This window comes from Diaphorobacter sp. B2A2W2, from assembly GCF_056730635.1.
Map to the genome: position 1 here is coordinate 245397 of NZ_JBWZOR010000002.1, position 23153 is coordinate 268549.

22 protein-coding genes are annotated in these 23153 nt (G+C 67.3%); all 22 read right to left on the reverse strand.

Going from position 1 to position 23153, the window contains the following annotated elements; genetic code table 11:
• Positions 1-50: 50 nt before the first annotated feature.
• Positions 51-860, reverse strand: a complete 810-nt coding sequence (trpA, locus tag AC1PPL_RS04355) for a tryptophan synthase subunit alpha (RefSeq protein WP_479972732.1) — start codon at positions 858-860, stop codon at positions 51-53.
• Positions 857-2125, reverse strand: coding sequence for a tryptophan synthase subunit beta (gene trpB / locus AC1PPL_RS04360; protein WP_088886265.1), 1269 nt, complete (start codon positions 2123-2125; stop codon positions 857-859). The genes trpA and trpB overlap by 4 nt, the downstream gene beginning before the upstream one ends.
• Positions 2126-2869, reverse strand: coding sequence for a phosphoribosylanthranilate isomerase (locus tag AC1PPL_RS04365; protein WP_313560599.1), 744 nt, complete (start codon positions 2867-2869; stop codon positions 2126-2128). It abuts the gene before it with no gap.
• Positions 2866-3690 (reverse strand): tRNA pseudouridine(38-40) synthase TruA, encoded by an 825-nt coding sequence (gene truA / locus AC1PPL_RS04370; RefSeq protein WP_313560597.1) that lies wholly within the window; start codon positions 3688-3690, stop codon positions 2866-2868. The genes AC1PPL_RS04365 and truA overlap by 4 nt, the downstream gene beginning before the upstream one ends.
• A 70-nt stretch (positions 3691-3760) precedes the next feature.
• On the reverse strand, positions 3761-6418 hold the full coding sequence (locus AC1PPL_RS04375) for a motility hub landmark protein FimV (protein WP_479972733.1): 2658 nt from the start codon (positions 6416-6418) through the stop codon (positions 3761-3763).
• Positions 6419-6686: 268 nt separating this feature from the next.
• On the reverse strand, positions 6687-7817 hold the full coding sequence (gene asd, locus AC1PPL_RS04380) for an aspartate-semialdehyde dehydrogenase (RefSeq protein WP_479972734.1): 1131 nt from the start codon (positions 7815-7817) through the stop codon (positions 6687-6689).
• A gap of 279 nt (positions 7818-8096) precedes the next feature.
• On the reverse strand, positions 8097-8870 hold the full coding sequence (locus tag AC1PPL_RS04385; protein WP_312128880.1) for an SDR family oxidoreductase: 774 nt from the start codon (positions 8868-8870) through the stop codon (positions 8097-8099).
• Between the two features lie 163 nt (positions 8871-9033).
• Positions 9034-10107 carry a 3-isopropylmalate dehydrogenase gene (gene leuB, locus AC1PPL_RS04390; protein WP_011806354.1) on the reverse strand — a complete coding sequence of 358 codons (1074 nt, stop codon included), beginning with the start codon at positions 10105-10107 and terminating at the stop codon, positions 9034-9036.
• 96 nt (positions 10108-10203) lie between these two features.
• Positions 10204-10854 carry a 3-isopropylmalate dehydratase small subunit gene (gene leuD / locus AC1PPL_RS04395; RefSeq protein ID WP_011806353.1) on the reverse strand — a complete coding sequence of 217 codons (651 nt, stop codon included), beginning with the start codon at positions 10852-10854 and terminating at the stop codon, positions 10204-10206.
• Positions 10855-10895: 41 nt separating this feature from the next.
• On the reverse strand, positions 10896-11303 hold the full coding sequence (locus tag AC1PPL_RS04400; RefSeq protein ID WP_011806352.1) for a hypothetical protein: 408 nt from the start codon (positions 11301-11303) through the stop codon (positions 10896-10898).
• A gap of 31 nt (positions 11304-11334) precedes the next feature.
• A complete protein-coding gene (locus AC1PPL_RS04405) occupies positions 11335-11457 on the reverse strand; it encodes an entericidin A/B family lipoprotein (RefSeq protein WP_011806351.1) in 123 nt (40 codons plus the stop codon).
• A gap of 13 nt (positions 11458-11470) precedes the next feature.
• Positions 11471-12892: a 3-isopropylmalate dehydratase large subunit gene (gene leuC, locus AC1PPL_RS04410; RefSeq protein WP_011806350.1), complete on the reverse strand. Its 1422-nt coding sequence runs from the start codon at positions 12890-12892 to the stop codon at positions 11471-11473.
• A gap of 40 nt (positions 12893-12932) precedes the next feature.
• Positions 12933-13889, reverse strand: a complete 957-nt coding sequence (locus AC1PPL_RS04415) for a LysR family transcriptional regulator (protein WP_123675919.1) — start codon at positions 13887-13889, stop codon at positions 12933-12935.
• 187 nt (positions 13890-14076) lie between these two features.
• The gene (locus AC1PPL_RS04420) at positions 14077-15441 is read right to left on the reverse strand and encodes an MBL fold metallo-hydrolase (RefSeq protein ID WP_015913937.1); all 1365 of its coding nucleotides are present in this window, start codon (positions 15439-15441) and stop codon (positions 14077-14079) included.
• Positions 15442-15485: 44 nt separating this feature from the next.
• On the reverse strand, positions 15486-16646 hold the full coding sequence (locus tag AC1PPL_RS04425; protein WP_479972735.1) for a cytochrome P450: 1161 nt from the start codon (positions 16644-16646) through the stop codon (positions 15486-15488).
• A gap of 63 nt (positions 16647-16709) precedes the next feature.
• Positions 16710-18194 (reverse strand): 4-hydroxy-3-polyprenylbenzoate decarboxylase, encoded by a 1485-nt coding sequence (gene ubiD, locus AC1PPL_RS04430; RefSeq protein WP_123675921.1) that lies wholly within the window; start codon positions 18192-18194, stop codon positions 16710-16712.
• A 56-nt stretch (positions 18195-18250) separates the two neighbouring features.
• Complete coding sequence (locus AC1PPL_RS04435; protein WP_047349447.1) at positions 18251-18838, reverse strand: UbiX family flavin prenyltransferase; 588 nt, start codon at positions 18836-18838, stop codon at positions 18251-18253.
• Entirely contained in the window at positions 18835-19233 is a 399-nt protein-coding gene (locus AC1PPL_RS04440; RefSeq protein ID WP_015913934.1) for a putative zinc-binding protein, read from the reverse strand. The genes AC1PPL_RS04435 and AC1PPL_RS04440 overlap by 4 nt, the downstream gene beginning before the upstream one ends.
• Positions 19230-19748 (reverse strand): ubiquinone anaerobic biosynthesis accessory factor UbiT, encoded by a 519-nt coding sequence (gene ubiT / locus AC1PPL_RS04445; protein ID WP_135148583.1) that lies wholly within the window; start codon positions 19746-19748, stop codon positions 19230-19232. The genes AC1PPL_RS04440 and ubiT overlap by 4 nt, the downstream gene beginning before the upstream one ends.
• 25 nt (positions 19749-19773) lie before the next feature.
• Entirely contained in the window at positions 19774-20676 is a 903-nt protein-coding gene (locus AC1PPL_RS04450; RefSeq protein WP_479972736.1) for a U32 family peptidase, read from the reverse strand.
• 108 nt (positions 20677-20784) lie between these two features.
• Positions 20785-21831, reverse strand: coding sequence for a ubiquinone anaerobic biosynthesis protein UbiU (gene ubiU, locus AC1PPL_RS04455; protein ID WP_011806341.1), 1047 nt, complete (start codon positions 21829-21831; stop codon positions 20785-20787).
• Positions 21832-22021: 190 nt separating this feature from the next.
• Entirely contained in the window at positions 22022-23152 is a 1131-nt protein-coding gene (dnaJ, locus tag AC1PPL_RS04460; protein WP_015913930.1) for a molecular chaperone DnaJ, read from the reverse strand.
• Between the last annotated feature and the right edge of the window lies 1 nt (position 23153).

The following is a 23153-nucleotide window of genomic DNA, read 5'->3' on the forward strand; positions in this document are numbered from 1 at the left end:
TGTTCAGATCGCGGCTGCGCGCGGGCCGTGGCCGGCGCGCAGGGCCGTCATTATGCGTCCAGCGCCTTGCGCACCCCACGCAGAAAGTCCACGGTGATACCGACCACTTTCTCATGGGGCTGGTCTTCGATGAGCTGGATGATGCGGCTGCCGATGACCACCGCATCGGCCACGCGGCCGATGGCCTGCGCGGTGGCAGCATCGCGAATGCCAAAGCCCACGCCGACGGGGACCCTCACATGCTCGCGGATGCGCGGCAGCATGGCCTCGACGGCGGCCGTGTCCAGCGCGCCGGAGCCGGTCACGCCCTTGAGCGAGACGTAGTAGACGTAGCCGCTGGCTACGCGAGCCACCTGCTGCATGCGTTCCGGCGTGGAGGTAGGCGCCAGCAGGAAGATCAGGTCGATGCCATGGCCGCGCAGGTCGGCGGCGAACTGCTCGCACTCCTCGGGCGGGTAGTCCACGATCAGCACACCGTCCACGCCGGCTTCGCCCGCGTCGCGGGCGAAGGCGCCCTTGCCGTGGCGCTGCTCGTAGCGCTCCACCGGATTCGCGTAACCCATCAGCACCACGGGCGTGGTGCTGTTGCGCAGGCGGAAGCTGCGCACCATCTCCAGCACCTGGGCCAGGCCCACGCCCAGTGCCAGGGCCTTCTCGCCCGCCTTCTGGATGACGGGGCCGTCGGCCATCGGGTCGGAAAAGGGCACGCCCAGTTCGATCACATCGGCGCCGGCCTCGACCATGCCGTGCATCAGGGCCGGTGTGATGTCGACGAAGGGAAAGCCTGCTGTGACGTAGGGGATGAGCGCCTTGCGGCCCTTGGACTGCAGCTCTGCAAAAGTGTCAGCGATGCGGCTCATGCGGCGGGTCCTCCCTTGACGGTCAACCCGCGCATGGAGGGACGGTCGTAGAAGTCCACGCCAGACAGGTCGGCCACGGTGCCGATGTCCTTGTCGCCACGGCCGGACAGGTTCACGAGGATGGATTGCTGGGGCGTCATGGTCTTGGCGAGCTTGAGCGCGTAGGCCACGGCGTGGCTGGATTCCAGGGCCGGGATGATGCCCTCGGTGCGGCACAGGTAGTGAAAGGCTTCCAACGCTTCCGTATCGGTGATGCCCACGTACTCGGCTCGCTTGATTTCCTGCAGCCAGGCGTGCTCGGGGCCCACGCCGGGGTAGTCCAGGCCGGCGCTGATGCTGTGCGTCTCCGTGATCTGGCCATTCTCATCTTGCAGGATGAAGGTGCGGTTGCCGTGCAGCACGCCACTGGAGCCGCGCTGCAGGCTCGCGGAATGCTTGCCGCTGTCCAGGCCTTCGCCTGCGGCTTCCACGCCGATCAGGCGGGTTTTCTCGAACGGGATGTAGGGGTGGAAGATGCCCATGGCATTGCTGCCACCGCCCACGCAGGCCACGACGGCGTCGGGTTGCTCGGCGGCGATCTTCTGTTCGGCCAGCATGGCGGGCATCTGCGTGAGGCATTCCTTGCCGATCACGCTCTGGAAGTCACGCACCATCATGGGATAAGGGTGGGGGCCTGCCACGGTGCCGATGATGTAGAAGGTGTTGTCCACGTTGGCCACCCAGTCCCGCATGGCCTCGTTGAGCGCATCTTTCAGCGTCTTGCTGCCCGACTCGACGGGCACCACGGTGGCACCCAGCAGCTTCATGCGGTAGACGTTGGGACTTTGGCGCTTGACGTCCTCGGCGCCCATGTACACCACGCACTCCAGGCCATAGCGCGCGCAGATGGTGGCGGTGGCCACGCCGTGCTGGCCGGCGCCGGTCTCGGCAATGATGCGCGGCTTGCCCATGCGCTTGGCGAGCATGGCCTGGCCGATCACGTTGTTGATCTTGTGTGCGCCGGTGTGGTTCAGGTCTTCGCGCTTGAGGTAGATCTGCGCGCCGCCCATCTCGCGGCTAGTGCGCGCCGCGTGGTAAACCGGCGAGGGGCGGCCCACGAAGTGGGCAAGCTCATAGTGGAATTCCTTGAGGAACTCCGGGTCGTTCTGGTAGCGCGCATAGGCTTCGCGCAGTTCATTGATGGCGTGCGTCAGCGTCTCGGAGACGAAGCTGCCGCCATAGGGGCCAAAATGGCCCGAAGCATCGGGTTGGGTATATGCAGGCATTTACAAATAAGGAACTGGTGCCGCATCGGCCGCGCGTACGGCGGCGATGAAGCGGTCGATCTTGCCGGCGTCCTTGATCCCCTTCAGGGGCAGACCATCGGGGCCCGTGGCCTCCACGCCGGAACTGACATCAACGGCCAGCGCCCGGCAACGCGGGCGCACTTGCCGTATGCCATCGGTCACGTTTGCAGGCGTGAGTCCACCAGACAAAACGAGATGACAGTCGACGTTTGTTGGAAGGAGTGACCAATTGAATGCCTTGCCACCGCCGCCATAGCCATCGACATGGGCGTCGAGCAGGATGGCGCGGGCGTGAGAGTGATCGTGGGCGTATTTTACGAGGTCGAACCGTGCCGCACCTTCGCCCAGGGGAATGCGCGCGGCGCGCAGGAAGGGAATGCGGCCCCCGTCGCTGGAGCGCAGGCAGTCCTCGGGCGTTTCGTCACCATGGAATTGCGCTGTCGCGCCCGGTACAGCAGCGCAGGCAGCTATCACATCAGTAGCATGGGCGTTCACGAACAACAGCACTGGCGTGACAAAGGGCGGCAGCCGCCGGGCCAGTTGCGCTGCGCGCTCTGGGGTGACGGCGCGCGGGCTCGCGGGATAGAGCACGAAGCCGACGGCGTCGGCACCGCTGGCGACGGCCGCGTCCACGTCCTGCTCGCGCGTGAGGCCGCAGATCTTGATGCGTGTGCGCGCGGTGGAGTGGACGGGGGTGGTCAGTGCTGCGGTCGGACTGCTCATGGCAGCCAATCATACGCAGCCGTGCGCGTCGGCAGGCCCCATTCCGCGCCGTATATCGGGCCCTGGAAGTACAGGCCATCGGGCGAAAAGGTAGGAGCAGCCGCGTCGCGCGACCGCGCCTCCAGCACCGTGCGCATCCATTCGGGCGGATACAGCCCCTGGCCAATGGCGACGATGCAGCCCATGATGTTGCGGATCATGTGGTGCAGGAACGCATTGCCTTCGAATTCAAAGCGCCAGTAGCAGGGGATACACCCGTGGGTGCCGGTGGACTCGCCCGCTGGCGGAGCCCGGCGTGTGATGTCGATGCGGTGCAATGTCTTCACCGGCGACTTGGCCTGGCAGGCCGAGGCGCGAAATGACGTGAAGTCATGCTCGCCCAGCAAATGCTGCACGGCCCTGTGCATGGCCTGCTCATCGAGGGCATGAAAGACCCAACCCACGCGCCCGGCATCGACGCTGGGGCGTACGGGCGACTGCAGCAATACGTAGGCATAGCGCCGGGCCACGGCGCAGGCGCGGGAATGAAAGGCATCGGGAACGGGTTGCGCCCACTGCACGGCGATGTCCGCCGGCAGGAAGGTGTTGGTGCCGCGGACCCATGAAAACGGCGCACGCTGCAGTTCCGTATCGAAGTGCACCACCTGCATCAGCCCGTGCACGCCGGCGTCGGTGCGCCCGGCACAGATCGTGTGCACCTCCTGCGTGGCAAAGCGGCCCAGGGCTGCTTCCAGACGGTCTTGCACCGTGTTGCCAGAGGGCTGACTCTGCCAGCCGTTGTACGCCTGGCCGTTGTAACTGACGCCCAGGGCCATCCTCATCGGATGCTCCTTTCGGAGGGCAATGGCACGTCAGCGCGGCAATGGCCGCGTGCCCACCGCCGCATGGACATCAGCCCAGTTCGGCGAGCAGTCGCTGGGCGCGGGCCTTCAGCTCACCGGACGATTCGGCGATGACCTCTTCCACCAGGGCCCGCGCGCCTTCGCTGTCGCCAATGGTGTTGAACTCTTCCGCCAGTGCGAGCTTGGTGGCCAGAGGGTCGTCCGGCAGCGCGTCGGCAGCGGAGGACGCTGCCTTGGCGGCGACCGAGGGTGCGACGGGAGCGGCCGCCGTGGGGGTGTCAAGGTCCAGCGACAGATCGCCGAGGTCGAATTCCAGGGATTCCGAGGTGGCGGCCTTCGCGTCGTGGCTGGTCAGGGGGGCGACGCCGGAGTCCATCAGGGACAAGTCATCGTCCAGGTTCAACGGAAGAGGCTCGCTTTGCACGTCGGGCTCTGTCGTCGCCTGCGGCGTCACCGCTGGCTCGTCCCAGGAGGCCTGGGGTAGTTCCAGGTCGCCCAGATCCAGGGACGGTACGGGCGCCTGGGCGGCCGGCACTACCGGCGCGGCTGCGGCGGTGTTGTTGGCTGCGGCCATGGCAAACGTGCTTGGCGCCGGGGCCGGGGCCGACGGTGCTTCGTGCAGATCGAGATCCAAGTCCAGATCGAGGTCTGGCAGCACAGAGTCCGGTCCGCCCGTGGGTGCCGCGGGAGCAGTTGCTGCGCCCAGCGTGCTTGCAAAGGCCGCGGTCGATGCAGCGGCCGCTGTGGCGCTGGCGGCAACGGCAGGACGGCCACCGGGCTGGTACAGCGGATTTTCGGGGTCGAGCGTACGGCCCAGGTCGGACACGCGGGTCCAGTCGGGCCCCTGGCCGTTGGTGAGCCTGAACACGTCGTTGGCGACGGACTCCAGCGCCTTGCGGTCCTGGCGCTTGGCATAAATCTCGGCCAGTTTGGCGGGAATGGAGACGCGCTCTGGATGGTGGCGCAGCGCCTCCTTGAGAATTTCCTCCGCCTGCAGGTCACGGCCGTAGGCGAGGTAGACGTCGGCTTCCGCCACCGGATCCACATCGCCACCGGCATCCAGTTGGCTGGGCGAATAGGTCATGGACGAGGAGCCGGTCGTGAGTTCGCTGTTGGCCGTGTCCACACGCTGACCGCCACTGGCGCCGAAGAAGGAATCCGGCTGCAGGCTGCTTTCCGAGAACGAACTGTCCAGGGCACCCTGGTTGCGGCGGCTTTGAACCACGCGGTAGCCGCCATAGCCCAGCAACGCAAGTACGAGCGCCAGTGCGCCTCCTGCCAGCAGTGGGTCCTCCGTGAGAGCATCCAGGAAGCTGGGCTCTTCGTAGGGAACGGGCTGGGGGGCTGGACGCGGTGCCACGGCGGCGGGAGCGGGTGCTGCGACAGAGGCCTGGGATGCTGCTTCGGCGGGAACAGCCGCCTCGGCGGCAGAGGCCTCGGGCGCTGGTGCGGCAGCTTCTGCCGTGGCGGTGCTCATGTCGGCGCTTGCAGCCGCGGTAGCGGGCGCGGGCAGCCCCCCGGCGGCGGGTACTGCCACCGCCGGCTGGCTGGCAGGGGCGGAAGGCGCCGTGGCTCCTGGCGCAGCTGCGCCAGCGCCGGCTGGCGCGGAGGCGCCGCTGAGCTGGTTCAGGTCCGAGATGTTCTTGGACAGCTCCGCCATGCGGGCGCTGTTCTGTTCGGCCTGCTTGTCGCGGGCCATCTGCTCCTCGGTCTTCTGGGCCTGAACGCTGCCTTTGGAGAGAGTGAGCTTATCGGGGCCGGCAGCGGCGGGCTTGCTCTCGTCCACCTGGGTCTGCACAGTGCCGCGCGCGGAGCGCTCTGCGGCCGCAACCTCGGCCTTGGGCGCTGTCGCAGCCATGCGGCGGCGGAATTCATTGAAATCGCGGCTTTGCGCGGCGACGATCTTGCGAGCTTCGGTGGCGTCCGTGGCTTGCGCCTCCGTTTCGCTAGGCATCTGCAGCACTGCGCCGGAACGCAGACGATTCACATTGCTGTTGACGAACGCGTCCGGATTGGCGCGCATCATTGCTACCAGCATCTGGTCCAGCGAGACGCCAGCGGGGCGACGGGCTTCCGCGATGCGGCCGGCCGTATCCCCGGGGCGCACGCGAATCTCGTCACCGCCAGCGGACGCGGGTGCCTCTGCGGGGGTGGGACGGCCGGCAACGGCGGGTGCGGGAGGGGTTGCTGGGCGTGCGGCAGGCGCGGGCGCCGCGGTGGTGGCGGGGGCGCGCGGCGCAGTTGCCGCGGCACGGGGTGACGTTACCTGAGGTGCGGCGGTCACCGCCGCCTGCGGGCGGCTCGCCGGCGGGTCGAACAGCATCGTATAGCTACGCACGATATGGCCGGAACTCCAGGTCGCATCGATAACCAAATCCACGAAGGGATCGTTGACCGGGCGGGTACTGCTCAAGCGCAGCACCATGGAGCCATTCGTGCGGCGGTGCAGTTGCACTTGCACGCTGTGCGCAGCGGGGGAATATTCCATGCCCTGGCTGCGGAAAACTTCAGGGCTGGCGGTGCTCACGCGCAGCGACTCGGCCTCGGCAGCAGTGATCTGGGGCAGTTCGACCTCCGCGCGCAGGGGCTCGCCAAGTGCCGACTGGACATTCACGCGGCCCAGGGCGAGAGCACTTGCATCGGTGGTGTAAAGACCAGCCGAGAGGATGGCCGCGGTGGCCAGGACAGAAAATTTCCAGCGATGCATGTGTGCGACGAATGAAGAGATGGATGGTGCCGAGGGGGCGGTATTTTTCTGGTCGTGATCGAGCCGCCCAGGCGCGTGAAAATATGTAAAAAGCACCATAGCATCAATGTTTTGCACTGACAAGCTGAGGTGCCGCGCCACGTTTTATACGGTGCAGGAAGAGGCCGGGACGGCCTTATTCCTGTTGGTAATGGACAACGATCGGTAACAGGCCGTATCAATCTATGACCTTGAAAAAACGCCACCCGAAGGTGGCGTTGAATCGGCGTCAGGCGTCCAGCAGGATGCGCAGCATGCGGCGCAGCGGCTCGGCGGCGCCCCACAGCAACTGGTCGCCGATGGTGAACGCGCCCACATACTCCGGACCCATGGCCAGCTTGCGGATGCGGCCGACGGGAATGGTCATGGTGCCGGTGACGGCCACGGGAGTCAGGTCCTTCAGCGTCGCCTCACGCGTATTGGGAATCACCTTCACCCACTCGTTGTCAGCAGCGATCATGGCCTCGATGTCGGCTACGGGCACATCCTTCTTGAGCTTGAAGGTCAGTGCTTGGCTGTGGCACCGCATGGCGCCTACGCGCACGCAGAAACCGTCCACCGGCACTGCGGCGGTGTTGAAGCCTTCCCCCTGGCCCAGGATCTTGTTGGTCTCGGCCATGCCCTTCCACTCTTCCTTGGACATGCCATTGCCCAGGTCCTTGTCAATCCACGGGATGAGCGAGCCGCCCAGCGGCACGCCGAAATTGGCTGTCTCCGCGCCCGACAGGCTGCGCTGCTTGGCGATGACCTTGCGGTCGATTTCCAGGATGGCGCTCTTGGGGTCGTCGAGCAGGGCCTTCACCTCGGCATTCAGCGTGCCGTACTGCGTCAGCAGTTCGCGCATGTGCTGCGCGCCGCCGCCGCTGGCCGCCTGGTAGGTCTGGGTGCTCATCCACTCGACGAGCCCGGCCTTGTACAGCGCACCCACGCCCATCAGCATGCAGGACACGGTGCAGTTGCCGCCTATCCAATCCTTGCCGCCGTTCGCCAGCGCGTTCTTGATGACGGGCATGTTCACCGGGTCGAGCACGATGACCGCGTTCTTTTCCATGCGCAGGGCGGAGGCGGCGTCGATCCAGTGGCCGTTCCAGCCGGCCGCGCGCAGCTTGGGGTACACCTCGTTGGTGTAGTCGCCGCCCTGTGCGGTGAGGATGATGTCGCAGCGCTTGAGCTGTTCGATGTCGAACGCGTCCTGCAGCGTGGTCTCGTTCTTGGCCTGGGTGGGCGCCTTGCCGCCTGCGTTCGAGGTGGAGAAGAACAGGGGCTCGATCAGATCGAAGTCCTTTTCCTGCGCCATGCGGTCCATCAGAACCGAGCCGACCATGCCGCGCCAGCCGACCAAACCTACCAACTTGCTCATTTCATCGCCCTTTCAAAGTAAAAAACAGTACGCACGCGACCGGTGGCTGCTTTCTTCCGCCCCCGGCTCGTCTAGGCCAGGGAGGGCGCACGACGATGCCGGAGCTGGATCAGCCCGTAATGGTCGTGGTTTTGGTGATTGCGCGCGCAGCCTTGCGTGCCTTGGCGGCAGAGGCGGTGTTCAGGGCGAACGGGCGGGCGGCAAACATAGCTGGGCATTGTAGCGGAACCCATGCGGGCCATGGCTGGACATGCCGCCGCCATCGCCGCTGCGCTGCGGTCAGCCCCGCTGGATGGACACCCCGCCATCCACCAGCATGGCTGTCCCGGTGACGAACGATGCCGCGTCGGACGCCAGGTACAACGCGGCCTGGGCAATTTCCCGGGGCTGCGCCAGGCGCTTGAGTGCATGCAGTTGGGCGACCTGGGACAGCGCCTCGGGTGTTCCGTTCATGGCGCGCGCCATGGGGGTGAGGGTGCCGCCGGGCAGCAAGGCATTCACACGGATGGCCTTCGCTCCGAACTCCGTGGCCAGTGCCTGGGTCAGGCCGATCAGGCCGGCCTTGCTCGCGGCATACGCGGCCGTGCCCGCAAATGCGGCGGTGTACCCCACGAAGGTGGAGGTGAGGATGATCGAGCCACCTCCGCGCGCCAGCATTGCGGGAATCTGGTGCTTGGCGCCCAGGAAGGCGCTGGTGAGGTTGGTCTCCAGGGTGTCGCGCCAATCGCTCGACTGCACGTCCGGCGTGGGTTGCAGCGGCCCCATGGTGCCCGCATTGTTGAAGGCGATATCGAGGCCGCCAAAACGCTCCACGGCAGTGGCGACGAGCGCTTGTGCGTAGGCCTCGTCGCGCACGTCGCCGGCCACTGCCGCAGCCGACCCTCCCTGCTGGGTGATGGCAGCGACGAGTTGGTCCAGCTCCGCTTGGCGCCGCGCGCCCACGACGACGGCCGCGCCGGCCTCCGCGAAAAGCAGGGCCGCTGCGCGGCCGATGCCGGAGCTGGCGCCGGTGACGATGGCGACGCGATGGGAGAGGGACGGTTGGTGGGACATAGGACGCTCCTTCGGGTTGGGTGAAGGAAGAGTCTCCCGGCCCGTGGGCGATGCGTCTGGCCGGATCCGGACTTGCGATGCCGCTTGTGCCGCTGGTGCTGCTTGCGCGCCACGAAAAAGCGGCCCCGAAGGGCCGCTGTCGCGTTGTGCGGGAGGCCGCCCGTCAGGCGGCGAGGGCCTTCACCACGGCATCGCCCATCTGCGCCGTGCCCACCTTGGTGGTGCCGTCGCTGTAGATGTCAGGCGTGCGCAGGCCTTGGGCCAGTACCTGCTGCACCGCGGCTTCGATGCGGCGCGCGGCTTCTTCCTGGTTCAGGCTGAAGCGCAGCATCATGGCGGCGCTGAGGATGGTGGCTAGGGGGTTGGCCACGCCCTTGCCGGCGATATCGGGGGCGCTGCCGTGGCTGGGCTCGTACAGGCCTTGCTTCTTGTCGTTCAGGCTGGCCGAGGGCAGCATGCCGATGGAGCCGGTGAGCATGGAAGCTTCGTCGGAGAGGATGTCGCCGAACATGTTGCCGGTGACGATCACGTCGAACGCCTTGGGCGCTTTCACGAGCTGCATGGCCGCGTTGTCCACGTACATGTGCTGCAGCTCCACGTCGGGATAGTCCTTGTGTACCTCGGTCACGACGTCCTTCCAGAACTGGAAGGTTTCCAGCACGTTGGCCTTGTCCACGCTGGTGACCTTCTTGTTGCGCTTGCGCGCGGCCTCAAACGCGACGCGGGCGATGCGCTCGATCTCGGGCTTGCTGTAGCGCATGGTGTCGAATGCTTCCTCGGCACCGGGGAAGTGGCCGTCGGCGGCGGTGCGACGCCCGCGCGGCTGGCCGAAGTAGATGTCGCCGGTCAGCTCGCGGATGATGAGGATGTCCAGGCCGGCCACCAGTTCAGGCTTGAGGCTGGACGCATGCGTGAGCTGCTCGTAGCAGATCGCGGGACGGAAGTTGGCGAACAGGCCCAGGTGCTTGCGCAGGCCCAGGATGGCCTGCTCGGGGCGCAGCGGGCGCGCCAACGTGTCGTACTTCCAGTCGCCCACGGCGCCGAACAGGATGGCGTCGGCACTCTTGGCAAGATTCAAAGTGGACTCCGGCAGCGGGTGGCCCGCGGCCTCGTAGGCGGCGCCGCCCACGGGTGCCGTCTCCATCTCCAGCTTCAGGTCCAGGGCTTCGAGCACCTTGACGGCCTCGGCGACGATCTCGGGGCCAATGCCGTCACCCGGCAGAACTGCGATTTTCATGGTCATTCACTTCTGTTTTGATAGCTGTCCGCGCTTGATAGATAAGCGTTAGAGGCTGTTTTTGCTTGTAATCAATCGGCCAGAGCCGGTGGCGGGTCACGCGGCCATGGTGTGGCTCAGCCACGGCTTGCTGGCCAGGCGTGCGGCTTCGAACGCGCGGATCTTGTCGGCATGGCGCAGCGTCAGGCCGATGTCGTCAAAGCCGTTGAGCAGGCAGTACTTGCGAAACGGCACCACGTCGAACGGGATCTCCTCGCCCTGGGGACGCACCACCACCTGGCGCTCCAGGTCCACGGTGAGTTGGTAGCCGGGGAAGGCGGCCGCTTCGTTGAACAGCTGGTCCACCGTGGCTTCGGGCAGCACGATGGGCAGCAGGCCGTTCTTGAAGCAGTTGTTGAAGAAGATGTCGGCAAAGCTCGGCGCGATGATGGCGCGAAAACCGTATTGGTCCAGCGCCCAGGGCGCGTGCTCGCGGCTGGAGCCGCAGCCGAAGTTCTTGCGCGCCAACAGGATGCTCGCGCCCTGGTAGCGCGGCTGGTTCAGCACGAAGTCGGGGTTGGGCTTGCGCTGGGATTCGGGCACGCCCGGCTCGCCCTTGTCGAGGTAGCGCCACTCGTCGAACAGGTTGGGGCCGAAGCCCGTCTTCTTGATCGACTTGAGGAACTGCTTGGGGATGATGGCGTCGGTATCGACGTTCTCGCGGTCCATGGGGGCGACGAGGCCCTTGTGGAGGGTGAATTTTTGCATGGTGGTGTGTCCGGAAAGAAGTGGCGTTGGGGCCCGCGGGCTTACTGGCCGTTGGTCCAAGTGCCGGCCTTGATCTGTGCGCTAGAGGTTTCGCAGGCCTTGCGCTTGTCCTGCAGCGCATCGGCGGTCAGGTTGTAGTAGTAGGCATCCACGGGCTGACCCATCAGCCCCTTGCAGGCGCCGCTGGCCGGGCGCGGGCACTGCGGCAGGTAGCTCACCTTGCCGGGCTTGCCGCCCAGTTGGGCGGACATCTGCGCCAGGCCGCCGCAGCTGCCCTTGATCTGGTCGTCGGGCACGCCGGCGGCGAATTCCATGCAGTCCTTGACCTGCGTGGTCTTGCCACTGAAGGTGATGCTGCCTTCGATGACGCAGGCGCGGTTGGCGGCCCACGACAGGGCGGGGCTGGCCAGCAGCAGCGTGGTGGCGAGGCAGGCGAGGGCTTTCTTCATGCGGAGCTCCTGGGATGGCGGTGTGGAGGGCTTACTTGGCGGCGCGTTCGATGGCGCTGCCGGCGCGCTGCACGTCCTGGCCCATGCCCTTGACGGTGTTGCAGCCGGCCAGCACGAAGGCCAGCGCGAGCAGGGCGGCGAGAGACTTGTTCATGGTGGGAGGCTCCTTAAGCGAACTGGCGGATGTCCACGAAGTGGCCATGGATGGCGGCGGCCGCGGCCATGGCGGGGCTCACGAGGTGCGTGCGCCCGCCCGCGCCCTGGCGGCCTTCGAAGTTGCGGTTGGACGTGGAAGCGCAGCGCTCGCCGGGCTCCAGGCGGTCGGCATTCATGGCCAGGCACATGGAGCAACCGGGCTCGCGCCATTCAAAGCCCGCGGCCTTGAAAATCGCATCCAGCCCCTCGCGTTCGGCCTGTTCCTTCACCAGGCCCGAGCCAGGTACCACCATGGCCAGCTTGATGTTTTTGGCGACCTTCTGGCCGAGCTTCTTCACCACGGCGGCGGCTTCGCGCATGTCCTCGATACGGCTGTTGGTGCACGAGCCGATGAACACCTTGTCCACGAAGATGTCATCCATCGGCTTGCCGGGCTGCAGACCCATGTAGGTCAGCGCACGCTCGATGGCGCCGCGCTTGGACGGGTCCTTCTCCTTGTCCGGGTCGGGCACCACGGCGTCGATGCCCAGCACCATCTCGGGGCTGGTGCCCCAGGTGACCTGCGGCACGATCTCGGCGGCGTTCAACTCCACCACCGCGTCGAACTTGGCGTCCGCGTCCGAGTGCAGCGTCTTCCAGTACGCCACGGCCTGGTCCCACTCCACGCCCGTGGGTGCGAGCGGGCGGCCCTTGACGTAGTTGATCGTCTTGTCGTCCACTGCCACCAGGCCCGCGCGCGCGCCGGCTTCGATGGCCATGTTGCACACGGTCATGCGGCCTTCCATGCTCAGGTCGCGGATGGCTTCCCCGGCAAATTCAATCGTGTAACCCGTGCCGCCGGCGGTGCCGATCTTGCCGATGATGGCCAGCACGATGTCCTTGGCCGTGATGCCAGGGGCGACCTTGCCATTCACTTTGACCAGCATGTTCTTGGCCTTCTTGGCCAGCAGGGTCTGCGTGGCCATCACGTGCTCCACCTCGCTGGTGCCGATGCCGTGGGCCAGCGCGCCGAACGCGCCGTGGGTGCTGGTGTGGCTGTCGCCGCAGACCACGGTCATGCCCGGGAGGGTGGCGCCGTTCTCGGGGCCGATCACGTGCACGATGCCCTGGCGCTTGGACAGGAACGGGAAGAACGCCGCCGCACCGGACTCTTGGATGTTCTTGTCCAGCGTGACGATCTGCTCCTTGCTGATCGGGTCGGCAATGCCGTCGTAGCCGCGCTCCCAACCGGTGGTGGGAGTGTTGTGGTCGGCCGTGGCCACGATGGAGCTCACGCGCCAGACCTTGCGGCCCGCCTCGCGCAGGCCTTCGAAGGCCTGCGGGCTGGTCACCTCATGCACCAGGTGGCGGTCGATGTAGAGCACGGCGGTGCCGTCCTCTTCCGTGTGGACGACGTGCTCGTCGAAGATCTTGTCGTACAGGGTGCGTCCCATGGCAGTCTCGTTTCTTGGGTTCAGTGGGGTGGTGAGAATTCTAGGTGGGGGTGTCGCCGTCCTCGGCGGGCGTCACGGCAGGCGCGGGCGCCAGGTGTTCGACCAGCAGCCGTGCCGTGACGGGCAGGGCCTCGAAGTCGCGCGCCACCAGGCGCAGCGCGCGCCGGGCCCAGGGCTCGTCCAGCGGTACGGCGGCCAGTTGCCCCACGCCGCGCATCAGCGAAAACGCCCGGTCGGGCAGCAGGCCCACGCCCAGGCCGTTGTCGATCATGCGGCACATCGCGTCCAGGCTGGTGACCTGGATGCGCTGGCGCAGCGGGCGCGCGGCCTGCGCGGCGGCCTGGCGCATGGCCAGGCTGATGCTGCTGCCCGCGTGCAGCCCGACGATGTCCCAGTCCAGCACTTCTTCAAAGCGGATCGATGCGCGGGTCGACAGGGCGTGCGTCTGGGGCACGACCAGCACCAGCCGGTCGCTGCGGTAGGGGCGGCTTTGCAGGCCTTCGTGGGCGGCCGTGGCGGGTACGTTGCAGATCCCCAGATCCGCCGCGCCTTCGTGCACGGCCTGCAGCACGTCGGGCGAGAGGTGCTCCTGCAGATCGATCTTGATCTGGCTGTGTGCCTGGGCGAACGCGCCCAGGTCCTCGGGCAGGAACTGCACGATGGCCGAGATGTTGGCGTGCATGCGCACATGGCCGCGCACGCCGTCGGCGTACTCGGAAAGCTCACCCTGCATGCGCTCCAGCCCGAACAGCACGTTGCGCGCGTGGTGCAGCAGGCTTTCGCCGGCGGGGGTCAGCGTCACGCCGCGGCTGTGGCGGTACAGCAGGGCCGTGTCGACCGCAGCCTCCAGGTCGGACAGGCGCTTGCTCACCGCCGAGGCGGCGATGAACTCCCGCTCGGCCGCGCGGCCGATGCTGCCCAGTTCGCAGACGGCCACGAACAGTTGCAGCGAGGTGAGGTCAATGCGGCGCGCAAAGCTGCGCTCTGAACTTTTCATCGGGGGGTGGAGCGACTTCTCGTTTGACGAGGTGATTCCCCTATTTTCCCCTGTATATCCGCCGGTTGTCATCGCGATACGCGATGGCTCACATGCCGCTGGATGGGGCATAGCGGCGGATTTGCTATGAAAAATATAGCATCCAGCGCTCATCAGATAAGCGCTGGAGGCTGTTCTGGCTCTTGTTTTAGAGCGTTACGCTGTCGCCATGCTCGGGAACCTCCACGGGGCAGCCCAGCGCATGGTCGATGCGCTGGCGCAGCATGTCGGCCGCAGCCATCTCCCCATGCACCACGTACACCTGACGGGGTGTGGAGGGCATGGAGCGCAGCCAGGCCACCAATTGGTCGCCATCGGCGTGGGCCGAGGCCGTGGCCAATTGCACCACCTCGGCGCGGATGGCCACATCGCGCCCGTGGATGCGGATGGTTTTTTCGCCCGCTGCGATGCGGGCGCCGCGCGTGCCGCCCGCCTGGTGCCCGGTAAGGATGATCATGTTGCGATGGTCGCCCGCGTGCAGCGCCAAATGGTGCAGCACGCGCCCGCCGGTGGCCATGCCGCTGGCCGACAGGATCACGCGCGGCCCGTGCAGGCGGGCCAGCGCCTTGGATTCGTCCACGCTGTGCACCAGCGTCGTGCCGCGCGCCATGGCGTGCAGTTCGGAGCGGTTGATCCGGGTCTCGCTCAGGTGGTTCTGGAACAGCTCCGTGGCGCTCACGGCCATGGGGCTGTCCAGGTACACGCGCAGTCCGGAAGGCACTTCGCCGCGGGCCTTCAGCTGGGCGATGGCGTACATCACCGTCTGCGCGCGCCCCACGGCGAATACCGGCACCACCGCCACGCCGCCGCGTGCAGCCAGGCGTGCCAGCGCGGGCCCCAGCTCGTCCAGCACCGTGCCGGGTGGGTGGCTGCGGTCGCCGTAGGTGGACTCGATTAGCACGGTGTCGGCCGCGGGCGGCGCGTCGGGCGCGTGCATCAGCAGGTCGTCCGGGCGGCCCAGGTCGCCCGAGAACAGGATGCGCCGCCCTCCCACCTCCAGCAGCACGCTGGCCGCACCCAGGATGTGGCCTGCATTCTGGAAGGTGGCGCGCCAGCCGCGCATGGGCTCGAAGGTCTGGTGCGTGGGCTGCACTTGCAGCAGCGACAGGCAGTGCTGCGCGTCCAGGCGCGTGTACAGCGGCAGGGCGGGTTCGTGCTTGCTGAGCTTGTGCCGGTTGAGGAAAGCCGCGTCTTCTTCCTGCAGATGGCCGCTGTCGGGCAGCAGGATGGCGCATAGATCGCGCGTGCCGGCCGTGCAGAACACCGGCCCGCCAAAGCCGTCCTTGGCCAGCAGCGGCAGGTAGCCCGAGTGGTCCAGGTGGGCATGGGTGAGCAGCACGGCGTCAATGTCCTGCGGCGCCACCGGCAGCGGGTTCCAGTTGCGCAGGCGCAGCGGCTTGTAGCCCTGGAACAGGCCGCAGTCCACGAGCAGCGCCTGGCCGCCGTGGCGTACGAGGTATTTGGAGCCGGTGACGGTGCCGGCCCCGCCGAGGAAAGTGATGCTGACGGACATGGAATGGCTTTGTGAAGTGACGACCGTGAGCGTAGCAGGCGGCGCTACGCGGGTGTTTGATGCAAACGCACCCGCAACGTGGCGTAGCCGGCGTCCGGGGCTGTGGCCCGCGTAGGCGCATGGCCTGCGGGCAGTGCGATGGCGCTGGTGCGCGCCAGCAACTCCTCCATCAGCACCCGCAGTTCCAGCCGCGCCAGCGGCGCGCCGGGGCAGACGTGGATGCCTGCGCCATACAGCAGGTTGAGCGCGGGGTCGCGGTCCATGCGAAATTCATCCGGGTCGCCGAACACGCGCGGGTCGCGGTTGGCGGCGATCCAGTGGATGGACAGGCGCTCGCCCATGGGCACGGGGCAGCCGCCCAGCGTCACGTCGCGGGTGGTGATGCGGCGGTTGGCCACGAGCGGGCCGTCGATGCGCAGCACCTCGTCGATGGCCGTGGGCAAGAGGCCGGGCTGCGCGCGCAGGCGTTGCTGCCAGTCGGGGTGGCTCGCCAGCCAGTGCAGCAGGATGCCGATGGAGGCGGCAATCGTTCCGACCTCGCCCACCGTCCAGTTGCGCAGCACGCTGGCAAGCTCGCGCAGGTCCAGCAGGCGGCCCCCCACACGGGTGTGCATCAGTTCGCTGGTGATGTCCTGCGTGGGCGGCGCCTCCAGGCGGGCCTGGCGCACGCGCCCGACCAGGTCTTCGAACTCCTGCGCAACGGCCGAAGTCTGCGTGCGGTCGCCCGAGCGGGTGGCGGCCTGGCTGCGGCGCAGCCAGCCGAGCAGCTCGTCTTGCAGCAGCGTGGGCCAGCCGAGGAACGCGGACTGCACGCGCACCGCGAAGGGCAGGGCGAACTCGTGGGTGATCTCCAGCTCGCCGCCCAGGGCCAGGGCCTCCTGCACCGTGGCGGCCGACAGCGCGCGGCACACGGGCTCGAAGTGCGCCATGCGCTCGGGGGCGAAGAACGGGTCGAGCGCGCGGCGGTACTGCGTGTGCAGGGGCTGGTCGTAGCCATTGGGCACGGCCGGGTGGGCGGACACCGCACTGCTGAAGGTGGCATGGTCGCCGAGCACCTGCATGACCTCGGCGTGGCGCAGGACGGACCAGTGCTGCGCGTCGCTGTGCGCCAGCGGGCAGCGCTCGCGCAGCTGGTCGTAGGCGGCGCGCTGGTCGCGCAGGACTTCGGGGGCTTGCGGGTCCCAGCGGGGCGGTGTCGTGGTCATGGCAGTCTCCTTGGAAGGCTTCCTGCGGCTTCGCCCACCCGGCGAGGCGATCGCAGACGGGTTCTACAGTCCCAGCGCGTCGGCCAGCGCGTTCATGCGCTGGCTCACGCCGGCATCCATGGCCATGGGGCGGCCCCATTCGCGCTGGGTCTCCCCGGGCCATTTGTTGGTGGCGTCCAGTCCCATCTTGCTGCCCAGGCCTGCCACGGGTGAAGCGAAGTCCAGGTAGTCGATGGGCGTGTGCTCGATCAACAGGGTGTCGCGCGCCGGGTCCATGCGTGTGGTCAGGGCCCAGATGACTTCCTTCCAGTCGCGCGCGTCCACGTCTTCGTCCACCACCACGATGAACTTGGTGTAGAGGAACTGGCGCAGGTGGCTCCACACGCCCATCATCACGCGCCGCGCGTGGCCCGCATAGGCCTTGCGGATGCGCACCACGGCCATGCGATAGCTGCAGGCCTCGGGCGGCAGGTAGAAGTCGATGATCTCCGGGAAGGCGCGCTGCAGCAGCGGCACGAACAGTTCGTTCAGCGCCAGGCCCAGCATGGCCGGCTCGTCGGGCGGCTTGCCCGTGTAGGTGCTGTGGTACAGGGCGTCCTGGCGCTGCGTGATGCGCTCGACGGTGAACACGGGGAACTCGGCGCACTCGTTGTAGTAGCCAGTGTGGTCGCCGTAGGGGCCTTCCAGCGCGTGCTGCCAGCCGCTCTTGTGGTTGGCATCGGGATGGATGTGGCCTTCCAGCACGATCTCGGCGCTGGCCGGTACCGACAGCGGCACGCCTAAAGCGGGCGCCACCTCGGTGCGCGCGCCGCGCAGCAGGCCGGCGAACTGGTATTCCGACAGCGTGTCGGGCACGGGCGTGACGGCGCCCAGGATGGTGGCCGGGTCGGCCCCGATGGCCACGGCCACCGGGTAGGGCTGGCCGGGGTTGAGCCGGCAGTGGTCGGCAAAGTCCAGCGCACCGCCGCGGTGCGACAGCCAGCGCATGATGAGCTGGTTCTTGCCCAGCAGCTGCTGGCGGTATATCCCTAAGTTCTGGCGTGCCTTGCGCGGCCCGCGCGTGATGGTGAGGCCCCAGGTGACCAATGGCGCCACGTCGCCAGGCCAGCAGTGCTGGATGGGCAGGCGGGTCAGGTCGACGTCGCTGCCCTCCCACACCACCTCCTGGCAGGGCGGGCGGCGCACGGTGGCCGGGGCCATGCTCCACAGCGTCTTGAGCAGATCGCGCTTGCCCCACAGGTCCTTCATGCCGCGCGGCGGCTCGGGCTCCTTGAGCTGCGCCAGCACTTCGCCAAAGGCGCGGATCTCTGGCAGCCCGGCCACGCCCAGCGCGCGCGCCACCCGCCCGGGCGTGCCGAACAGGTTGGCGAGCACCGGCATGGTATGGCCCGTGGGGTGCTCGAACAGCAATGCGGGGCCGCCCGCGCGCAGTACGCGGTCGGCCAGCGCGGTCATTTCCAGGTGAGGGGATACGGGCTCGGCAATGCGGCGCAATTCGCCCGCGGCCTCCAGCTGGGCCATGAAGTCGCGCAGGTCGCGGTAATGCATGCTTTGAATGAAATCAGGCTCCAGCGCTTATCCAGCAAGCGCTAGCAGCTATTGTTTCAGGAGTCCAACGGCAGGCCCTGCCATTGCGGCGCCAGGGCGTGCTCCAGCCCCAGCAGGTCCAGCACGCGGGCCACGCTGTGGTCCACGATCTCGCCCACGCTGGTGGGGCGCTGGTAGAACGCGGGCATGGGCGGGCACACGATGCCGCCCATCTCGGTCACCGTCGCCATGTTGCGCAGATGCACCAGGTGCAGAGGGGATTCGCGCACCATCAGCACCAGGCGACGCCGCTCCTTGAGCACCACGTCGGCCGCGCGCGTGAGCAGGTTGTCCGCCAGGCCGTGGGCCACGGCCGCCAGCGTGCGCATGGAGCAGGGCGCCACCACCATGCCGTGCGCGGCGAACGAGCCGCTGGCAATGCTGGCGCCCACGTTGGCGAGGTCGTGCACCACGTCCGCCAGCGCCTCGACGCTGGCTCGGTCCATGTCCAGCTCGTGGCGCAGGTTGCGCCAGCCGGCGTCGGAGACGACCAGGTGCGATTCCACGTTGGGCATGTCCTGCAGCGCCTGCAGCAGGCGTGCGCCATACACGGCGCCGCTGGCGCCCGAGATGCCCACGATTACGCGGTGGGGCGGCTGGCTCATGCGGCGGCCTTGGAGCGCAAGGGATGGTCGTGCAGGTCGGCCTGGATGCGCGCCAGCACCTGGGCGGCCTCGGCCGGGTCGAAGTCCTGGTGGTTGCGCTTCTTCACGCCGTATTCATGCAACTGGAAGTGGCGTGCCGGCGTAATGCCGTGGCGCGCCAGGCTGCTTTTCACGCACACCAGGGGGCAGCCGTCGAGCGCGATGATGGGACGGCCCGAGCGCGCCAGCTTGACCAGCTTGGGCACGTCGCCCCCCACGCCAGCGATGCACGACATTTCCGCCACGCCCTCACGGTCCAGCCGCACGGCGACATGGTTGGCCAGCTGCGCGGCGCTGGAGCAGCCGGAGCAGGAATAGACCAGCGGGTGGACATCGCAAGGGGCAGGTTCCGTCACGAACGACCTCCAAAGAAGGGCGGAAGAGGCGGCAATTGTCGCGCAAGCTGCGGGGCCCAGCGCGAGAGCACGGCGCGCGGCGCCCAGTGGCGCGGGTCGAGCACGGGCAGGTCGATGGCGTCCAGTGCGTTCTTGACCACCAGGCCCAGCTCGGTGTCGCCCTCCATCACCAGGCGGCGGTTGAAGAACAGTGTGTCCGGGTCCTGGCGGCGTTGCGCCAGCAGCACGAAGTCCTGCGCATTGGCGCTGATCGCGAGGTCCGGGTTGGCCTGCGGCGCGCTGGGCGCAAAGCGCTGGCCGTTCCAGGTGAAGTCGAAGGCCACGCGCGCGTCGCGCACGCGGATGGACAGGCGCTTGTCCTTGAGCAGGTCCTTCACGTCCTGCGGCAGGTGGCGCGACAGGGCCAGGTTGATGGCCGTAACCAGCAGGACCGAGCCCGGATAGGCGGGCAGACGCGAGAGCACGGCGCCCACGGGGCGCGGCAGGGTGAACGGTGCGGGTGGGGTAGCGGTCATGGCTTGAAGGAGTAAGTGCGGTGGCTCAGGATGTCACGGCGGGCTGCACCAGATCCAGTCCGGGCTTGCCGTGCCAGTAACCGTTGCAGGGGGCCTCGGGCATCAGGGGGCGCATGCGGTCAAGGGCACCTGCATCGGGTTGGGGCGCCTTGCGGGCCGCGTCGAAGGCGGCGATGACCTCTGCCATGTGCTGCGATTGGGGGGACAGGCGCAGCAGTTCCACGCCCAGCGCGCGCAGCGCAGGTACGTCCTGGATGAGGTTGTGCACGCGCGCCGACTGGGTCTGGATGCCGTTGAGCACCAGGAAGCCCTCGCCTTCGCGGGTGGCCAGCAGCTGGCCGTCCGGGTGCTCGATGCAGCGAAAACCGCAGTCGTCCTTGGGCAGGTTGTAGTGGCGTGCCGTGAAGCAGCGCGCCGAGAACGCCAAGGGCATGCGGCCGTAGGCGAAGACTTCGGTCTCCAGCCCCGCGGGTTTGTGTTGCTGCAGCACGGCCAGGTCGGCCTCGCGCATCTCCAATGGCATGACCCAGCGGCTGGCGCCCAGGCCGACCATCCAGTTCAGCGAATCGGCATTGAACAGGTTGAGCTGGGGGCCGGCGACGAAGGCGCGCTTGCCTGCGAGCTGGTGCACGGCGCCCATGTCGTTCGCCTCGATGAGGAATTCCTCGTCCTGGGCGATCTTGTGCATGGCGGATACGTCGGAGGTGGACTCCAGCAGCACCATGGTGGAGAGCACCGGCTGCTTGCCGGCGTCGCGCAGCATGCGTGCGATGTCGATCCAGTCGCTCTGGCGCAGCTCGCGGCGGCGCGAGCACACGGCTTCGCCAAGGTAGACGACGTCCACCGGCGTCTCGGCCATGGCCTGGTAAAAATCAAAAACGGTATCGCGCGGCCAGTAGTACTGCAGCGGGCCCAGGGCTAGTTTCATCTTGATGCTCTCAGTTCTTCAGGGGGCCAAGCGCAGTCCCCGCCGCATAAATCGGCGTGACCCAGGCCCAGGCTGCCGGGCAACGGCACAGGGGGTGTTCTTCGCACTTCATTTCCAGGGGCGGTGGTAGGCGCCCAGCGTGTGCTGCTGGCCCTCGGCCACCTGGTCCAGGCTGGCCATCCAGGCGGTCTTGGGGCTGTACAGGTGGCCTTGCGCCATGCAGTGGTCGATGGCCTCGCGCCAGACCTTAGTCACCTGGGCCACGTACGCGGGGCTGCGCTGGCGGCCCTCGATCTTGAAGGCACGCACGCCCATCTTCACAAGCTTGGGCAGCAGTTCCAGCGTATTGAGGCTGGTGGGTTCCTCCAGCGCGTAGTAGTTGCTCTCGTCGCCCACGTCGAAGCGGCCCTTGCAGAGCGTGGGGTAGCCGGCGTTCTCGCCGTTGCCGTAGCGATCGATGAGCACGCCATTCAGGCGCGACTCCAGGCCCTTGGGCGTCTCCTGCCAGCGCACGAACTTCGCGGGTGAGCACACGCCGTGCGTGTTGGGCGACTCACCCGTGGCATAAGACGACAGCGCGCAGCGCCCTTCGACCATCACGCACAGGCTGCCGAAGGCGAACACCTCGATCTCCACCGGCGTGCGGTCGATCACCTGGCGCACCTGCTCCAGCGAGAGCACGCGCGGCAGCACGGCGCGCTGGATGCCGAACTGCTGGTGGTAGAAGTTGATGGCGTCGTGGTTGGTGGCCGAGCCCTGCACCGACAGGTGCAGCCGCAGCTGCGGATGGTGGCGCATGGCGTATTGCATAAGGCCGGGATCGGCCATGATCACGGCGTCGATCCCCCAGGCGGCCGCGCGGTCCAGGGCGGCGCGCCAGGGGGCGGGGTTGGCGGCCTGCGGGTAGGTGTTGAGTGCCAGCAGCACCTTGCGCCCGCGCGCATGGGCGTAGGCAATGCCGTTCTGGATGGCCGCCTCGTCAAAGTTCAGACCCGCGAAATTGCGTGCATTCGTCGCGTCGCGCAGTCCGAGGTAGACGCAGTCGGCTCCGCCGTCAACGGCCGCCTTGAGTGCAGGCAGGCTGCCGGCGGGGCAGACCAGTTCGGGTGCGGAAGGGATGTCGGGGGAAGTCGGTTGGCGGGCTGGGTCGGTCACGGGGGCGCTCTTTCGGCTGGCTTGTGCGCGGATCGTCTGATCCTGCGCAGGCTGCGTACCTTAGGTCGCGGTGAATACCCATAACCTGATTTTTGTCAACGATGGGCCGGTCGTTCCTGAATAAACAGATCGGGATTGACCAAAGCCCAGGCAAAAAAAGGCCCGCTGTCCGCGGGCCTTGTCCAGGGGGTCAGCTGAAGAAGCTCTTGAGCCGGTCGGTCCAGCTCTCGGTGGACGGCGAATGCTTGGCGCCGCCCTTCTTGAGCGACTCGTCCAGTTCCTTGAGCAGCTTGCGCTGGTGCTCGGTGAGCTTGACCGGGGTTTCCACGATGATGTGGCAGTACAGATCGCCGGGGTAGCTGGCGCGCACCCCCTTGATGCCCTTGCCCCGCAGGCGAAACTGTTTGCCGGCCTGTGTGCCTTCGGGGATATCGATGGCCGCCTTGCCCTGCAGCGTGGGCACCTCGATCTCTCCACCCAGCGCCGCGGTGATGAAGCTCACCGGAACCTGGCAGTGCAGATCGTCGCCGTCGCGCTCGAAGATGTCGTGCTTCCTGATGCGGATCTCGATGTACAGGTCGCCCGGCGGTCCGCCATTGGTGCCCGGTTCCCCGTTGCCGGTGGAGCGGATGCGCATGCCGTCGTCGATGCCGGCGGGGATCTTCACCTCCAGCGTCTTTTGTTTCTTGACCCGGCCCTGGCCGTGGCAGGCCGTGCAGGGCTCGGGAATGATCTTGCCCGTGCCGCGGCAGTGGGGGCAGGTCTGCTGCACGCTGAAGAAACCCTGGCGCATCTGCACCGTGCCAGAGCCCTGGCAGGTGCCGCAGGTCTTGGCGCTGGTGCCGGGTTTGGCGCCGCTGCCGTGGCAGGTCTCGCAGCTTTCCCAACTGGGAATGCGGATCTGCGCTTCCTTGCCCTTGGCAGCCTCTTCGAGCGTGACGTCCATGGCGTAGGACAGGTCGTTGCCGCGGTACACCTGCCGGCCACCGCGCCCGCGCGCGCCGCCGAACATGTCGCCGAAGATGTCTCCGAAGGCTTCGGCAAAGCCACCAAAGCCCTCGGCGCCACCCATGCCGCCACGCATGTTGGGGTCTACGCCCGCGTGGCCGTACTGGTCGTAGGCGGCGCGTTTCTGTGCGTCGGACAGGATCTCGTAGGCCTCCTTGGCCTCCTTGAACTTCTCCTCGGCGGGCTTGGCAGCGTCACCCTGGTTGCGGTCAGGGTGGTACTTCATGGCGAGCTTGCGATAGGCTTTCTTGAGCTCGTCGTCCGAGGCGTTCTTGGGAACGCCAAGGACCTCGTAAAAATCTCTCTTGGACATG

Excerpts from the sequence above, each read along its gene's own strand:
- trpA (WP_479972732.1), bottom strand. The coding sequence starts at position 860 with ATGAGCCGCATCGCTGACACTTTTGCAGAGCTGCAGTCCAAGGGCCGC.
- trpB (WP_088886265.1), bottom strand. The coding sequence starts at position 2,125 with ATGCCTGCATATACCCAACCCGATGCTTCGGGCCATTTTGGCCCCTAT.
- AC1PPL_RS04365 (WP_313560599.1), bottom strand. The coding sequence starts at position 2,869 with ATGAGCAGTCCGACCGCAGCACTGACCACCCCCGTCCACTCCACCGCG.
- truA (WP_313560597.1), bottom strand. The coding sequence starts at position 3,690 with ATGAGGATGGCCCTGGGCGTCAGTTACAACGGCCAGGCGTACAACGGC.
- AC1PPL_RS04375 (WP_479972733.1), bottom strand. The coding sequence starts at position 6,418 with ATGCATCGCTGGAAATTTTCTGTCCTGGCCACCGCGGCCATCCTCTCG.
- asd (WP_479972734.1), bottom strand. The coding sequence starts at position 7,817 with ATGAGCAAGTTGGTAGGTTTGGTCGGCTGGCGCGGCATGGTCGGCTCG.
- AC1PPL_RS04385 (WP_312128880.1), bottom strand. The coding sequence starts at position 8,870 with ATGTCCCACCAACCGTCCCTCTCCCATCGCGTCGCCATCGTCACCGGC.
- leuB (WP_011806354.1), bottom strand. The coding sequence starts at position 10,107 with ATGAAAATCGCAGTTCTGCCGGGTGACGGCATTGGCCCCGAGATCGTC.
- leuD (WP_011806353.1), bottom strand. The coding sequence starts at position 10,854 with ATGCAAAAATTCACCCTCCACAAGGGCCTCGTCGCCCCCATGGACCGC.
- AC1PPL_RS04400 (WP_011806352.1), bottom strand. The coding sequence starts at position 11,303 with ATGAAGAAAGCCCTCGCCTGCCTCGCCACCACGCTGCTGCTGGCCAGC.
- AC1PPL_RS04405 (WP_011806351.1), bottom strand. The coding sequence starts at position 11,457 with ATGAACAAGTCTCTCGCCGCCCTGCTCGCGCTGGCCTTCGTGCTGGCC.
- leuC (WP_011806350.1), bottom strand. The coding sequence starts at position 12,892 with ATGGGACGCACCCTGTACGACAAGATCTTCGACGAGCACGTCGTCCAC.
- AC1PPL_RS04415 (WP_123675919.1), bottom strand. The coding sequence starts at position 13,889 with ATGAAAAGTTCAGAGCGCAGCTTTGCGCGCCGCATTGACCTCACCTCG.
- AC1PPL_RS04420 (WP_015913937.1), bottom strand. The coding sequence starts at position 15,441 with ATGTCCGTCAGCATCACTTTCCTCGGCGGGGCCGGCACCGTCACCGGC.
- AC1PPL_RS04425 (WP_479972735.1), bottom strand. The coding sequence starts at position 16,646 with ATGACCACGACACCGCCCCGCTGGGACCCGCAAGCCCCCGAAGTCCTG.
- ubiD (WP_123675921.1), bottom strand. The coding sequence starts at position 18,194 with ATGCATTACCGCGACCTGCGCGACTTCATGGCCCAGCTGGAGGCCGCG.
- AC1PPL_RS04435 (WP_047349447.1), bottom strand. The coding sequence starts at position 18,838 with ATGAGCCAGCCGCCCCACCGCGTAATCGTGGGCATCTCGGGCGCCAGC.
- ubiT (WP_135148583.1), bottom strand. The coding sequence starts at position 19,748 with ATGACCGCTACCCCACCCGCACCGTTCACCCTGCCGCGCCCCGTGGGC.
- AC1PPL_RS04450 (WP_479972736.1), bottom strand. The coding sequence starts at position 20,676 with ATGAAACTAGCCCTGGGCCCGCTGCAGTACTACTGGCCGCGCGATACC.
- dnaJ (WP_015913930.1), bottom strand. The coding sequence starts at position 23,152 with ATGTCCAAGAGAGATTTTTACGAGGTCCTTGGCGTTCCCAAGAACGCC.